Raw genomic sequence first — 15,920 nt, 5'->3', positions numbered from 1 at the left:
GCCATGAAAATCAATGCACTATTTATTCTTGTGCTTTTGGGGCTGGCAGCCTGCACAACAACCTATAAAGGTTCTATCAAAGGCACCAGCAATGAGAATGAGCAAAAAAGAGAGCGTTACATTTCTAGTCAATCAGAGCCCATAAATTACATTTCGGGTGTGAAGGGAGTGAATCAATAGAAGCGAGACATCTGTGCTGAAGAAATTATTCTGAAGGTTGTGAAAAATAGCTAAAAATGGCCGGAGGATGGTTCAGGGTCAAGCGCGGTGTGAATGAAATGAAAAATCTATACTGCGCTTGACTTGTCTGAGAGCGATTCGGAACAAGGTTCTTTGCATGTATGGTGCTTGTCAAAGGCGGTCAGCACCTCATCGGTCAGGAGTGTCAATGCCTGAACCTGAATGTATTCCGCGTGTTCCGTACTTTATATAATCAGGTTGCCGGTGCGAATTTTTCCCCTTCCAGAAAGTTGTGCTTCTTGTTTTCATGGCCGCCAAAAGCAATTTTGCTGTCCGGGAACCTATCGATCTCGTTCTGAAGCATAACCATCTCTTTCAGTTTGGCGACCATAATGTCAACCATGGTGCTGTCCTGTTCATGCGTAGCACAATCAAATCTCATCTTGTATGTCGCTTGAAGGTTGTTTCAGCCACGCAAAGGATTTCGATATTGTCCCAACAGAAAAACCCGCCACTCCGGCGGGTTTTTCTGTTGGGATCTTTGCTCTGGATCAGCAGTTGCGGACGGTGTCGGAGGTTCGGTCCTTGATCGTTGATTCGTCGAACTCGTCCCAGTTGTGTTCCTGGTGTTCGCGCTGATAGCCGGCTTCCTTGAGGCCGAAGCTCATGTCGGCGACCATTTCGGGCCTCAGTTCTTTCAGGTTCTTTACCTCTGCCTGCGTCAGGATTCTGGACTTGTCGAAACCGAGGTCGATCTCGATCTTGCGGTTCTTGGTCTTGACGCGGTCGATGTCGTAGAAACGCTTGGTGAGCGTGGTCTGCGCGAAGGCCTTCAGGCAGCCGAGCATGTACTTGCGCACATACGGATCCTTGATCCACGGGTAGCTGAAGAAGGTCTTGCGAGCGTAGAAACGTCCGTACGATTTCAGCACACCCTTGAGCACATCCTCGCGCTCCATGTTGTCGGGCTTGATGATCGGCGAAACGAAGTTGTAACGCGAGTAGTCACGCACTTCGACGCGGTCGCCAAGCTCCTTGAAGAGATCGGAGAAGGGCCACGGGGTGTAAATCGTCCAGTTGGCCATGTCCGGATCCCAGTCCTTGCAGAGCTGGTAGGTCTCTTCGATCGTTTCCGGGGTTTCGTGCTCGAGACCCATCACGAACTGCGCTTCGGCCACGATGCCGTTCTTCTGGAGCAGCTTGATGGCGTACTTGTTCTCCTCGATGGTCGTCTCTTTCCTGAAGCGGTTCAGGTTCATCTGGCTGGCGGCCTCGGTGCCGAGAGAGACGTGCACCAGACCAGCCTTGCGGAAGAACGGGAGCAGGTCTTCGTCACGCATGATGTCGGTCACGCGGGTGTTGATGCCCCAGGTGACGTTGAGCTTGCGGTCGATCAGCTCCTGGCAGAGGGAGACGAACTTCTGCTTGTTGATGGTCGGCTCCTCGTCGGCGAGGATGAAGAATCCGACGTTGTACTTTTTGACGAGGATTTCGATCTCGTCAACGAAAAATTTCGGGCTGCGGGCGCGGTACCGGCGCCAGAACTGCCACTGCGAGCAGAAGGTGCAGGTGAACGGGCAGCCTCGGGCGAAGTTCGGTACGGCAAGGCGACAATTGAGCGGGGTGTAAATGTACTTGTCCCAGTCGTAGAGGCTCCAGTCCGGCGAGAGGGTATCGAGATCCTCGATGACCGGATGGGCGGCGGTCGCAAAGACCTCGCCTTTTTCATCGATGTAGGCGATACCGGTGATGTCGCCGCGAGTCTCCCTGTCGTTACCGGCGGCAATCGCCTTCATGAGGTTGACGGTTACTTCTTCACCTTCGCCGCGAACGACGTAATCGGTCTCCGGGGCTTCGGTGAGCACCTGCGGGTACATGAAGGTGGAGTGAATGCCGCCCATGATGGTCCTGATCTTCGGGTTGACCTTCTTGGCGGTCTTCATGATGTCCTGCGCCTTGAAAATCGACGGCGTGATATTGGTGGTCATCACCACATCCGGCTGGTTTTTGCGGATGATCTCCTCGATGGTTTCATCGGGCAGGTCGTCGGCCATAGCATCCACAAATTTTACCTGACTGAAGCCAGCCTGCTTCAGGGCTCCGCCGATATAGGCAACCCAGCTTGGTGTCCAGTTGCCAGCAATCTCGGCACCGCCTGAGTGATAATTCGGCTGAATCATCAGAATCTTCATCTGTTTCCACCCTCCGGATAGGTTTTTGAGTACGAATTCGATTGTATCGGCATGTGGTTACACGCTTGTTATGCAACGCTGTGCGCGCTGTAAAAAATTCTTGGACTTCTAATTTACAACTTATTCCCTAAAATTCCTGAGCCTGAATTCAGCGCCCGCGCCACTGAACAGGCTTTTCATGGTCTTAATCCGCTTAGCGGCGATCTATATGCATCAGCATCGTGTGGTAAAAGCCGAAGCTGATCTTCTGCTGACTGACGATCTTGAGACCCAGCTTGCCGAGCACCCGCTGCATCTCCTCGTCCTTGATCATCTGGATGGTGGTTCGGCGCTCTTTTTTCGGGAAGAAGCCGCCGATCCAGTGCTGGAAGGCGAGGATGTTGTTGAACGGCGCGTAGGTGAAGATGATTGGCCCTTTGGTCAGGCCCGCCAGGTTGCTGAATGCGTGGGCGAATCCTTCAGCCGGGTAGTGGATCAGTACGTCGAAGCAGACTACGGCATCGAACGTACCCGAGATCGACTCGATGGAGCTGACCTCGAACTCGACGTTACCCGCCACGCCAGCTTTTTCGGCGTCTTCCCGCGTTTTGTTGACCATCTGCTCGGCGATGTCCGCCGCCTTGACGCGGTAGCCGCTCTTGGCGAGGCGGATGGTGAACAGGCCCGTGCCGCATCCGGCGTCGAGAATCTTCGAGCCTTTGGGCAGTCCGGTTTTCTGGAGCCATTCAAACGCCTTGTCCATCATGACCGCGTGGCCCTGGCGGACGGTGGAGCGGACGGTGGAGAGCTTGTCGTTGCCGTAAATCGATGCCCAGCGCTGGAAGCCCTGGCCATTGAAATAGGACTGAAGCATCTTTTTGTGTTCCTCGACGTTGAATGATGGGCTGCTCATGGTGCTGTTTCGTGGTTGATGTTGGTTGGCGCCCGCGTCCGGTCAAACCTCCGGGGTGTGGGCGCCTTCGATTTTTGTTTCAAGTTCTTCGTACAGTTCCTGCAACTGTTCGATCGTGCCTTCGTCTGCCTCCCAGAAGCCTCGTGAACTCGCTTCGAGCAGACGCCGGGTCATTGCCATGGTGGCGTTGGGGTTGAGCGCCGCCATGCGCTCCAGCATCTCGCGGTCTTGCAGGAAGGTCTCCGTGAATTGCTGGTAAGTCCAGTTTTTGACTGCCGAGGCCGTCGCGCTCCACCCGTAGGTGTTGGTCAGGTGCGACTCGATCTCCCTCACCCCTTCGTAGCCATGTTCGAGCATGGCCTCGTACCACTTCGGGTTCAGGAGCTTGGTGCGGGCTTCGAGGGCAACCATGCTCTCCAGCGAGCGAATCTTCTGGCCTTTGCCGAATCCGCCGGTGTCGCCGACCATGACCTTCGGCTTTGCGCCGCCGAACACCTCGACCGATTTCGAGACGCCGCCAAGATACTCATAATAGTGGTCAATATCCGACAATCCGATCTCGAAACTGTCGATATTTTGAAAAGTCAAGGTAACATTTTTCAGCGCGGATCGGAGGATTTCCGGACTTTCCCGCCAGTCGCCCTCCGGCGAGAATGCGAAGCTCTTGCGATTGACGAAGGCGTCGGCGAGCTGCCGCTCTTCTTCCCAGGTGCTGCTTTCGACGAGGTGGTTGACGTTCGAGCCGTAGCTGCCGGGTGCGTTGGAGTAGATTCTGCCCGCCGCTTCGTCCGCCGTGACGCCAAGTTCGGTGACCTGCCGGAGTACGTGCTTGCGGACGAAGTTCATCGACTCCGGCTCGTCCGCCACCGCCGCCAGTCGCACGGCGCGGTCGAGCAGGCGGGCCTGGTGCGAGAGCAGGTCGCGGAAGATGCCGCTGACCGTCACCACGATGTCGATGCGGGGTCTGCCTAACTTTTCGAGCGGGATCAGCTCCACGTCGCCGATCTTGCCAAGCTCGTCGGTCTTCGTCCGAGCGCCGAGGAGGGCGAGCGCTTGGGCGACCCCTTCGCCGTCGCTTTTCAGGTTGTCCGTGCCCCAGAGGATCAGTGCGATCGATTCGGGCAGCTCGCCGGTTTCGCGGCGGTACTGCGCCAGAAGCTCCTCCGCCGAGCGTTCACCGGCCTTCGTGGCGAAGGGTGTCGGGATGCTGTACGGGTCGAGGCTGTGGATGTTGCGTCCCGTCGGCACGATGGCCGGGTTGCGCACCAGGTCGTTGCCCGGCGAAGGGGGGATGTAGGCTCCGGCGAGCGCCTGCGTGACCGCCTCGATCTCGCGGTTTTCGAGCATGGCGGCAAGAATGCCGTTCAGGAAGTGCCAGAGCTTGTCGAGCTGCCGGGGCCTGACATTCGCCGATTTCTGGAGCCAGGCGCTTGCCTCGCTCATGCGGACCGTGAGCGTACCTTCGAGCAGCGCGGCGGTTGTGACGCCATTCGGCAATGTCGCGGGCAGCTTGCCGATGAACCGGCGCACCGCTTCGCGGCAGATCGAAGTGACCCGCTGCCACGACTCGCGAAGCTGCATTTCCTCCTCGTGACGTTCGGCGAGCCGGTCGTAGTCGAGGCGCAGGCCCGCGCAGACCAGCTCCGGCAGCGAGCGGTTGTCGAGTTCGGGCCGGGCGTGGCTGATCAGCAGCGTAAGGTTGTCGGCAAGGCTTTCGGCTGACGGGGCCTGGCCGAGCACGTGCAGGCCGAGCGGAATCATGCGCTCCTCGATCAGGTATAGCTCGTTGTTCAGCCAGGTGATATACTCATCGTCGCCCTTCGCTTCGTCCGCCCGGTCGAGGTCGAGCGTCGCGGCCAGCTCGCGAATCTGTTCCAGCGCCTCGTCCGACGGACGGCTGCGCCACGAGCCGACCAGCTCGCGGAGCTGGCGCATCCCTTTGTACAGCCCGGCGTGTTCGAGCGGCGGCGCCATGTAGCTGACCAGCGTGGCGAAGCCGCGACGCTTGGCGATGGCTCCCTCGCTCGGATTGTTGACGCAGTAGCAGTAAAAGTGCGGCAACGCGCCGACGAGCCGCTTCGGCCAGCACTCCTGCGACAGGCCGACCTGCTTGCCCGGCATGAACTCGAGTGCTCCGTGCGTACCGAAGTGCAGCAGCGCGTCCGCGCCGAACTCGTGGTCGAGCCACGAGTAGAAGGCCGCGAAGGCGTGGTTCGGCGCGGCGTCCTTGGCCATGAGCAGCCGCATCGGGTCGCGCTCGTAGCCGAACGAGGGCTGCTGGCCGACAAAGAGGTTGCCGAACATCGCGCCGAGGATGTGGAAGTGGCTGCGGTCGTTGAGCAGCTCGCCGGGCGTGTCGCCCCAGAACGGCTCGATTTGCTCGTAGGCCGGAAACTCTTTGCGGTACTGCTCGACCGGGTAGTGCGCCGCCACGTTGCCGTCGGTGCCAAACACCAGCCGGTTGCCTTCGAGCAGCTTGTCGCGCAACGCATCGACCGACGCCGGGAGGTCGATCTGGTAGCCCTCCTCCTTCAGCTTGCGCATCAGCCGCAACAGGCTCTCGAACACATCGAGGAAGGCAGCCGTGCCCGCGTTGCCAAGGTTCGGCGGGAAGTTGAAGAGCACGATGGCGAGTTTCTTGTCCGCATTGGCTTTGCGTCGCAGCCGCACCAGCCGGGCGACGCGGTCGGCCAGGGCGCGGGTCTCGCTTTCAAGCGGCAGGGTGCGGTCGCTGCCCTCTTCGAGTCCGGCGAAAACGTGCGGCTCGATGGCTCCGTCCAGCTCCGGCACGGCCACGCTCAGCGCGGTCTGGAGCGGCGTCAGGCCGAGGTTGTTCTCCCGCCAGTGGCTGATCGGCTGAAAGGCGAGCGGGATGAGGTTGAAGCAGGGCACACCGATTTTCTTCAGGACGCCGACCGCCTCCGCCGAGCGGGTCTCCGCCGGGCCGCCCACGAGCGAGAAGCCGGTGGCGTTGACGACGAGATCGATCGGCATCGACTCGCTGCTGGCCGGATCGAAAAATCCTTCGAGGGCAGGCCGGAAATCGAGGCCGCCGCTGTAGGCGATGCAGCACTGCACATTTCGCGATTCAAGCTCGCGCAGCAGGTTGATGACGTGCAGCATGTTTTCGGAGAGCAGCGTGGCGCGCATCACCAGAATTGCCACCCGCCCCTCGCCCTTGCCGGAGCGGCGACTCTCCTGCCACTCCTTGAGTTCGAAGGTGGTCGAAAAGGGCTTGCCCGCGTCGGGGTGGTAGAGCGCGGTGTCGGGGTAGAAGATCGGGTCGTTCTGCGGCAGTACGCCCTTGTAGCCCGGAATGTAGCGGTCGATGAGCAGGCAGAGGAATCGCCGCATGTTCTCCTTCGAGCCGTTGAGCCAGAATTGGTGCGCCGAGATGAAGGTGTGGATGTCCCGCGCCTTGCCGGGGAGGTGCTTCATCAGCTTGCCGGCGTTGCGCACGAGCGAGAGCTGGCGCTGGCTTTCGCCGCTGCCGTTGTGTGACGGCTTGAGCTTCGAGGCGAGCTGCTTGAAGATGCCTTGCGGCTTCTCCTCCTCCGCGTTTTTCTGGAGCGAGAATTTGCCGACCCTGGTCTGGCTGATGAGCGCCGGGTTGCTCGTGATCATGCAGACCGGGCAGGAGGCCGCTTCGAGCAGTTGTTCGAGCGGGCGGACGATCTCCTCGCTGAAGAGCATCGAGCCGAAAATGAAGTCAGCGTCGGGAATCTCCCGTTCGAGCTTCTCCCAGGTGCGGCGGTCATGATTCAGGCCGAGGTTGAACATCGAAACATCGAGATCAAGGCCAAACTCACGGCTCAGTTCGGCAGCCGCCGACTTGAGCACGCTGTTGTTGGTCGGCTCCATGGTGATGAAGAGAAATCGCATAAATCGAATTCTGTTTCCGGGCAGTGGAAATTTCGTTTCCGGACTGACTTCCGTTAGACGAGGCTAAATGGTTTGCAGCTCAGACATTACAGGCGCATCGGCTATCGGAGGCGCTGGCTGGCAGGCAATATCCGGTGGCGGTGTGCTGGTCGCGTGATGCTTGGCCGGGTCTAAATCAGAAGGACAGGATTCTGCTGGAGAAGGTTATGCGGAAGGGGTGTGCGATCGGGAGCGTTATGGTACTGAAGCGAACAGTCACGCACAGCGGTCAGAATCGCCGGGGATGGCAACGCATGGAACGTATCGACGGGATGCGCGAGACCGGAATGGTTCGTCGATATTGCCGCCGTCTCGTTCGGAAAGATCAGGCTGACGGGGATGACGTTCAACTCGCGATTGTTGCCTTTTTGATCAGGCGTACTCTGAAGGCCGGGAGTATGGACACGGCTTTTCGACTTGCCGTTGAACGAGGAGGTTTTCAGCATCAGCCCGTAACCAAGCACCGAGACTACGAAAAACAGTGCTATCTCGAAAACGCGGAGAATATTTCTGCCGACGGTATGTTTTCGGGTGTGCATAAACTGGTTTTATGAACGCGCTATTCACTCGCTCCACGTAAATAGCGGGTCGCGATTACATCATGCAGGGAGGCGTACTTTTCCCTCGATCCTGACTGACGACAGAGAGATGAAATGCCTTTAAACACTAATAATAATATATCAAACAAAGTTCTGAAAGCGAAGATGCGACCTTCTGCGTCGTGGTCGTTTGGCGGCGGTTGGTTGTGGTACTGAAGTAATATATTCTAAAAAAGGGGGATTGGGCAAAAAAAGAAAGGCTCCTGTTTCAGAGCCCTTCTTTTATGAGCGTTATGTGCTGACTTGTCAAACCTCGATGCCTTCGAGCCGATCTTCCAGGTCGGAGTAGATCTCCTGGAGTTTCTCGATGGTGTCGGGGTCGGCGGCCCACATGCCGCGCCCGCTCGCTTCGAGCATACGGCCCACGATGTTCTTGAAGGCTTTCGGGTTGAGCTTCATGAGCTTGTCGCGCATGGCCGGGTCGAAAGCGTAGGTCTGGGCGGCCTCTTTGTAAACCCAGTCGTCAACGCCCTTGGTGACGGCGTCCCAGCCGAGCATGTAGGTGAAGCGGTTGCTGATCTCCGTCGCGCCGCTGTGGCCCTGCGCCAGCATTCCCTCGAACCACTTCGGGTTGAGCAGCTTGGTGCGGAACTCCACCTTGAGCGCTTTCTCGGCGTCGTCAACCTTGATGTCCGCCGTGTAGGTTTCGACGTAGTTCAGCTTCACATTGTCCCCTTTCGGGTTGCGGCGGCGGGCCGAGAGCTGAAGCGCGCCCGACGAGGAGAAGTAGCGGTCGATATCCGAAATTCCGTACTCCGCCGAGTCCACCTGCTGCACGACGCGATCGACAGTGCCGAGCAGATTCTTGAGAATGTCGGACTGCTCGTCGCCGTAGCGGTTGCCGCCATAGGCGAAGCTGGTGCGCTTGACGAACATGTTGTCGAGATCCTCCTCCGACTCCCACGCCGAGTCTTCGACCAGCTCGTCGATCTGTGAGCCGTAGGTGCCGGGAGCCTGGGTGAAGAGGCGCGAGGTGGCGCTTTCAAAATCCTTACCCTGCGCGATGGCCTCATCGACATGCTTCCTGATGTGGTTCATTTCGGCGGGTTCGATCGCTTTGGCGGCGTCCTTGACCAGCTTGTCGAGGTGATCGACCAGTACGCCGAAGGTGTCGCGGAAGATCGAGCTGATCTGGATCAAGACGTCGATTCTCGGACGGCCCAGCTTTTCGAGCGGCACGAGCCTGTAGTGGCTGATCTTGTTCTGCGCGTCGTAGGCCGGCTCGGCGCCCATAAGGGCGATGATGACCGCCACGGCCTCACCCTTGCTCTTGATGGTATCGAGACCCCAGAGCACCTGGGCGATGGTTTCGGGGTAGTCGCCGTTGTTCTCGTCCCGGTGCTTCTGGATGATGGTGTCGGCGATCAGCTTGCCGCGCTTGAAGGCCAGCTCCGACGGAATTCTCCACGGGTCGATGGCGTGGATGTTGCGACCGGTCGGCAGGATGGCCGCGCCGTCGCGCACCAGGTCGCCGCCGGGGCCGGAGGGCAGATACTCACCGTTCAGGGCGCGCACAAAGCTTTGCATCTCCTGGCCATTGTCCTGAAGGCCCGTTTTGAGGGCGAGCCCCTCCTGCAGGGCGGTGGTGATCGCGGCGGCCATTTCGTCGCTGACCCTGGAGCCGTTCGTCAGTACGCTGAATACGTTGCCGGGGTTCGAGTTGCCGAAGATGGTTTGTTCGATGAAGTCGCGAGCGATGTCGTCAACCCGCTCCCTCATCTTCAGGGCGACGGGATCGCCCTTGCGGGCTTTGGTCGCCAGCGACGGGTAGTCGCCCCAGGCGCTGCTTTCGCCGAGCGCTTCGAGAATCACCGAGGGCAGCGAGCGGTCGTTGCCGCGCACCTTCAGGTACTCGGAGATCGTGGTGACCTGGGTGGCAAGCTCCGGCGTTTGGCCGAAGACGTGCAGCGCGTTGGAGATAAGCTTGCTTTCGAGTTCGAGCATGTACATGTACAGACGCCCGATGTAGTCGGTGAAGGGTTCGCCTTCGATCCTTGGGCAGTCGTCGGTCAGGTTGAGATTCTCGGCCTTTTCGAGGATCGCCATCTCGGTTTCGACATCGACGATCTTTTCCAGCCCGCGTTCGCGGTAGTCGTTGAGCATCTCCTTGAAGGCCGGTAGCTCCTTGTACAAGCCGGCGCGGGAGAGCGGCGGAATGTTGTGCGAAATCATGGTCGCGTAACCGCGGCGTTTGGCGATGTTGGCCTCGCTGGGGTTGTTGACCGGGTAGATGTAGAAGTGCGGCATTTCACCGAGCAGCGCGTCGGGCCAGCACTCGCCGGTAACGCCGAGCTGGAGGCCGGGCATCCACTCGACCGTACCGTGCATACCGACGTGGACGAGGGCGTGAGCGCCGAACTCGCGGCTGATCCAGCGGTAGAAGGCGATGTACTGGTGGTGCGGCGTGTTCTCCTTGTCGAAGAGCAGGCGCATCGGGTCGCCCTGGATGCCGAGGCGCGGCTGGACGCCGAGGAAGATGTTGCCGAGCGTCAGTCCGCCGAGGAACATTTTGTCGGGACCGACCGGGGCGATTTCGCCGGGGAAGCCGCTCCAGCGGGCCTCGATGCGTTCGCGCTCGCGGTCGGTGGTGATGGCGTTAAAGGTCTGCCTGTCGATCGAGGAGCAGTCCGGCTCGTGAGCCTGAATCTCGTAATCGGTGGCGCGGTCGAGCATCGCGAGCAGTGCTTCCGGGGACTCCGGCAATTCGCCGACGTTGTAACCCTCGCTCTGGAGGCGCTGCAACATTTTGTAGATGCTCTTCGGCACGTCGAGCAGAGCGGCGCTCGCTTTGCGGCCCATGCCGGGCGGATAGTCATAAACCACGAAGGCGACCTTCTTGTCGCGGTTCGGGGTGTGGCGCAGTTCGGAGAACTTTTTGGCCAGCGTGGAGAGGCGTTCGAGGCGGTCGGGCACGGTTTGCAGGCGGCCATCCCTGATCGCGCCGAGCACCACCGGGCAGACCGCGCCATCCATCTCCGGAAGGGCGAAGGTCATGGCCGATTGCAGCGGAACGACGCCCTGCGTTTTCCACGATTCGATGTCCTGGATAAAGAGCGGCTGGGCGACGACGTACGGTGCGTTGAGCTTGCCGAGAATCTCCTCGCGCGCGGCAGCCGAAGCGCCCGGCGTGGTGGCGCCTGCGGGGCCGCCGACGAAGCCGAAGCCCATCATGTTGATGAGCATGTCGATTTTGGTATGGGTGAACCACTCGCGAGCGGCCACGTGGCCCTCGACGCCCATCACGAACACCGGCAGCGGGTTGAGGCCCTTGGCTTCGATGGCGCGGATGGTGTTGTCGATGTACTCCTTCTCCTGCAAGAGATGCTTGCGGAAGAAGAGCATGGCGATGTTGTTCTGCCCTTTGGCGTTGCGGTTCTTTTTATGCAGCCATTTTTCGTAGTGGTTCAGGTCTTTCATGTACTCCGGCGCATCGGGGTGGTAGAATCCCATCGTCGGAATTTCCTCGACCTTGTTGACCTTTACGTTCACGTCGAAATACTCCGCCATGATGTAATTAAACATCGAAGCGAGATTTTCGGCGGTCGGATGCATCCAGTAGGTATAGACCTGCATCCAGTTCTTGAAGTCCTTCGCCTTCTTCGGAATCAGCGGCAGCATGGTGCGCATGATCTTCAGAAGCTTCATGTAGCCATAGAGGGCGTCCTCGTCGCGGCCCTTGACGAGCATCTTGGCGACCTTTTTGACGATGTCGGGCATACCGCTGCCGTCTTCGGAAACGACGTAGTTTCCGACTCTGGTCAGGTGCATCACTTCGGGCATCGACTCGTAGGCGAAGATCGTCGTGACCTTCGACTGCGCGATCTGCTCCTGGAGCCAGTCGGCCTGATTCTTGAACTGGATCAGAGTGGTGAAGATGCAGTCCGCCTCGCGGATCGCCTTGCCTGCCTCCGGATTCTGGTGTTCGAGATCCTGGTCGGTCCATTGGGTCAGCTCGGCATTCCGGCTGATTAAATCGGTCACTTCCCGCCATACGCGCTGGTTGCACTGTTCCATTCCGACCACCGCGGCAATTCGGATTTTGTCGCCCATAGATAACTTGAGATGTGCTTTTATTGAGGTGTTTCAGGCCACCTAATGTAATAAATCCCGCTTTGATATAACAGGCTAAAAACACGTTCGGGGCTTTTTGCCGGGCTTGGGCGGAGAACCGGCAAACTGGATCCATTCCATCCGCGAGTCTTTCCGGCAATCACCCTGATAATGAGAACCGGTCGCGGATCGTTTCCGGATGCTTGCTAAATGAAAAGAGTTAATGGCGGTGAGTTGGATGGTTCAGGGCAGTGACGAGGTGAGCGACGAGCCGGAAAACCGTGAGGATCGCCGTTTCGCGCAGAATCGGCAAAAAATTGACCGGCTCACTCCATTACATGGCGCAGGCCGGATCAGCCTGACTGCATTTTCTTGTTCAAGCGGCGAACCAGTCTGGAAAAACGGAGATCAAGCGTTCCGGACGGCGCGGGATTTCGGTATCAGCCCGTTCAGGCTTTCATCGACGTGCCGGTAGTAGCTCTGTTCGTGGATGAAGGAGAACTCCCGGTATTTTTCAGAGATGTGGAAAATGCGATACCCGGCGGCGGAGAGTTTTTCGAGCACCGATTTTGTTTTTTCTATCGGGACGCTTTTGAAGTGGTGATGGAACTCGACGAGCAGTTGATAGATTGGAACGCCGGAATCCAGAATGTCATCGATCACCTCGTACTCCGCTGATTCGATATCCATTTTCAGGATGTCGATAGCTTCGACGCCGAGCTCGCTCATGACGGTCTGGACTCTTTTGGCCGGGACCTCGATGGTATCCTCCCGGAGTCGCACGGTTCCATCCGTGTTGCCGATGGCGAATGGATGGAAATGAAATTCGGGCGGGGTGCGTTGCGCCTTGATCCAGTCTATCCACTTCGGGGTTGGATCGAAAGCATGGACGTTGCAGGCGAAGCTGTCAATCAGGCTTTTGTCGAAGCGGATGTCATTGGCGATGCCTACCGAAAAAATGACGCTCGAGCTGTTGATGCCGATAGGCGAGAAGACCCAGCCTCCGGCAGTGAAGGTTTTGCAATACAATTCCACTCCAGCCTTGAGTTCATGTCCAAGAATCTGTCGGAGCAAAATCTTTGACTTTGCATAGAATTGCATAAATATACGTAATTATAAATATGTATGTGTGGTGTGTTTTAATATGGTATAGTACGTAATAATTTTAAAGTAAAGAGAATTTATACATATCGAGCTACGGTGATGCCGGTTTTACCAGTCGGCAAAATTCGTGGTCGCGGGAAGAAAAAAAGAAGGGCTGCCACAGTGACAGCCCTTCCGTTTGTGTGCCGTGATTGACGGCATCCGATGTGACGACCGGTCAGTAGGTCAGGTCGATACCGGCGATGAAGCTGCGGTTCGGAGCACGGAACCACTCGGCCTCTTCGTACTGCGTGTTGTTGATGTTGTTGCAGGCCAGAGTACCGGTGACGTTCTTGTTGAACTGATATTTCAGGCCAGCATTGAACACCACGAAATCGCCGGGGTAGTTGTCGCCCTCGGGGTTTGTGTAGACGCTGACAGCATTGTACTTGCCCACATAGCGGCCGTTGACGTTCAGGCTCAGCTTTTTGGTTGCCTTCCATGTTACACTCGCCGATGCCGTATGTTCAGGCCGGTAAGGCAGCCATTCCGGGTTGGGGTTTTTGTCGAGTGTTTTATCTGCGCCTGGTTCATAAGACCGGTTCTTGGCGTTCATGTACGTGTAACCTACACTCATGTTCCAGTCAGGGGTCGGCCTGTAGTTCAGGCTGGTCTCGATACCCCATATACGCGCTTTGGTAATGTTGCGGTACATGAAAGTGCTATTGTCGTAGTCAATGATCGACTGGATCAAGTCATCGTAATCGTTGATGAACCCAGCCACATCAATTGAGACCTTATCGCTAAACTGCTTGAAAAAACCCGCTTCCCAAGCGGTCATGGTTTCCTTGTTGAGGTCGGGATTCATTTCGCCGGTGAAAATGCCCCCTTCGCGAACGAAGCGCTCATACAGGGTAGGTGCCCGGAAGCTTTGGCCCCATGAGGCGCGAAGCGCCGTGTCATCGCTTACCCTGTAGTTGAGTGCGATTCTCGGGCTCAGGGCGTCAACGCTTGGATTGTTGATGGGTTTCCAGACCCCAGGGGTTTCCTCTACTTCATCCTTGTTGATGCCGCTCCAGTCATAGCGCAATGACATCAGGGCAGTCAACTTGTCGCTCAGTTTCCATTCGTCTTGCAGGAATGCGGCAAAGTTTTTTTCCTGAATGTCATTGAATGCTCCTTTTACCGGGTATTCCGCTGCCACCTGAGTAGTACGGGTATCGACAATGTTAGCATCGATTCCGAAAAGCATACGGTGAGCATCGTTTACACGCCAGTCGAGTTTGACTCCGGCACCGTAACGGTTATCATCAGTTTCGTTGAACTGTCCTGGTGTTTTAAGGCTTGGGAAATTTGGGGCATTGGGATTTAACCCGGCACCAATAATAATCCCATAAGCCGGATGGACTGGGGTAATGTAACCGCCGCCAGTTGGATATACCTGATCGATACCTGTGCGGTTATACTCGATGCGGGTAGCATTATAGGTGTAGTACAGCCTTGTATCAAGAGAGAGGTTGTCGCTCAAGAGGTTGACATAGTTTAATCCCACAAGAGCGTTTTGTCTCTTGATCATGTCATCTGTGTAAACATCATAAAGATTTGAGTAAACCAAGGGGACAAACATGGCACTCGAATAAGTCCTGTAGATGTCATAAGACTTGCCTTCTATAGGGGTTTGGTTGACGACAAAAGATGCCGGAGGGCCAACATTCAGATTGACGTCGGTATTCGAAGGCCACTGATACGCATAACCACCTACAGTCGAGTTGTAGAACGTGCTGAGCTGGATGTACTGCTTAGAATCGATGTCGTAGCGGGCTTTCAGCTTGACGTCATTCATGTAGTTCCAGGCGTTCTGGCGGTAGCCGTCGTCATCGCTGTGCGAGTAGAGAAAGTCGTAAGTCCATTTGCCGCTTTTGTTACCGACGCCGACATAGCTGTTCCAGAAGATCGGAGTGTAGCCGTCACGATATTCGCTTTCGTCGCTCGATGGCGTTTTGTCGTAGAAGCCGATGCTGCTTCCTGCCCTGATCTCCATTTTCTGCGGTATGTGGCCGGTCACGTTCACTACGCCGCCCATCGCGCCGGAACCGTAGAGCGTCGCTGCCGCGCCCTTGAGCACTTCGACCCTGTCGGCGGCGTTCATGTTGATCGATTGCCAGACGATTTCACCGCTGTCCGGGCTATTGATCGGGAAGCCATCGTAGAAGGCGTTCACCCTCGTACCGATACCGCCGCCATTGTAAGTATTGGAACCGCGAATCTGCAAGTTCGATGACGATGTTCCGCCTGCGCGGCTGACTACAACGCCGGGAACGTCCTGAACGACGGCGTCGAGTGTCGGGTTTGGTTGTTCCTTGATTTTTTCTTTCGACACTACGTTGGCTGTTACCGGCACGTCGAGCCTGTCCTGTTTGTACAGCGCGGCGCCCACGACCACTTCGGAGGCCATGATGGTGGTCTGGCCGAGGGTGAAGTTCAGCGTGGCGCTCTGGCCGTCGCCGACAGCGATAACCTGAGTGGTCGGCGCGTAGCCGATGCTCGACACGGTCACTTTCTGCTGTTTCGACGCCGGGACGTTCCTGAGCACGAAATTGCCGTCGATGTCCGTGGCGGTCGCGATGTTGGTGCCGGCGATCGATACCGCCGCGCCGATGACGCCTTCTCCATCGGCCTTGTCCGTGACGCGCCCTTTCAGGACGCCATCCGCGCCCCAGGTTGTCAGTGGAGCCAGCGTCGATGCAAGAAAGGTCACCGAAAGCGCGAGCCTTTTCATGCCAGAACCCTTTGCCTGCTGCTTTTTCATGGTTGTGCGTGTTGGGTTGTTGGTGTTGAGTGAGCGTTGGAAAACATGGAATTCCAGCGGACAGCGGTTGACTGTTGCGATCCGCTATTGCTCATCGGCGCAGGAGGGAAGCTATCGGTATATCTGATCGTACGCATCATCGCATCGTGTCGTGGGACGTGCAGAACGTTGTAAATTTATGGTGAATTTACGCA

The 15,920-nt window shown here is 57.4% G+C and carries 9 protein-coding genes; 1 reads left to right on the top strand and 8 read right to left on the bottom strand.

Going from position 1 to position 15,920, the window contains the following annotated elements; genetic code table 11:
* Positions 1-3 precede the first annotated feature (3 nt).
* A complete protein-coding gene (locus FGF66_RS12525; protein WP_170181150.1) occupies positions 4-180 on the top strand; it encodes a hypothetical protein in 177 nt (58 codons plus the stop codon).
* 253 nt (positions 181-433) lie between these two features.
* Here FGF66_RS12525 and FGF66_RS12520 read toward each other — a convergent pair whose 3' ends face one another.
* From FGF66_RS12520 to FGF66_RS01535, 8 genes are all read right to left on the bottom strand, one after another.
* A complete protein-coding gene (locus tag FGF66_RS12520) occupies positions 434-583 on the bottom strand; it encodes a hypothetical protein (protein ID WP_170181149.1) in 150 nt (49 codons plus the stop codon).
* A gap of 148 nt (positions 584-731) precedes the next feature.
* Positions 732-2,372 (bottom strand): magnesium-protoporphyrin IX monomethyl ester anaerobic oxidative cyclase, encoded by a 1,641-nt coding sequence (gene bchE, locus FGF66_RS01565; protein ID WP_139455957.1) that lies wholly within the window; start codon positions 2,370-2,372, stop codon positions 732-734.
* A 193-nt stretch (positions 2,373-2,565) separates the two neighbouring features.
* On the bottom strand, positions 2,566-3,264 hold the full coding sequence (gene bchM / locus FGF66_RS01560; RefSeq protein WP_139455956.1) for a magnesium protoporphyrin IX methyltransferase: 699 nt from the start codon (positions 3,262-3,264) through the stop codon (positions 2,566-2,568).
* Positions 3,265-3,306: 42 nt separating this feature from the next.
* Entirely contained in the window at positions 3,307-7,146 is a 3,840-nt protein-coding gene (locus tag FGF66_RS01555; protein WP_139455955.1) for a magnesium chelatase subunit H, read from the bottom strand.
* Positions 7,147-7,316: 170 nt separating this feature from the next.
* Positions 7,317-7,724 (bottom strand): hypothetical protein, encoded by a 408-nt coding sequence (locus tag FGF66_RS01550; RefSeq protein ID WP_139455954.1) that lies wholly within the window; start codon positions 7,722-7,724, stop codon positions 7,317-7,319.
* Between the two features lie 306 nt (positions 7,725-8,030).
* Complete coding sequence (gene bchH, locus FGF66_RS01545) at positions 8,031-11,834, bottom strand: magnesium chelatase subunit H (RefSeq protein ID WP_139455953.1); 3,804 nt, start codon at positions 11,832-11,834, stop codon at positions 8,031-8,033.
* Positions 11,835-12,242: 408 nt separating this feature from the next.
* A complete protein-coding gene (locus FGF66_RS01540) occupies positions 12,243-12,935 on the bottom strand; it encodes an FkbM family methyltransferase (RefSeq protein WP_139455952.1) in 693 nt (230 codons plus the stop codon).
* 220 nt (positions 12,936-13,155) lie between these two features.
* On the bottom strand, positions 13,156-15,726 hold the full coding sequence (locus tag FGF66_RS01535) for a TonB-dependent receptor (RefSeq protein ID WP_139455951.1): 2,571 nt from the start codon (positions 15,724-15,726) through the stop codon (positions 13,156-13,158).
* Positions 15,727-15,920 lie beyond the last annotated feature (194 nt).

Origin of the sequence: Chlorobaculum thiosulfatiphilum (assembly GCF_006265165.1) — a bacterium.
Taxonomy (GTDB): domain Bacteria; phylum Bacteroidota; class Chlorobiia; order Chlorobiales; family Chlorobiaceae; genus Chlorobaculum; species Chlorobaculum thiosulfatiphilum.
This window is presented reverse-complemented; position numbering and strand designations above follow the sequence as displayed.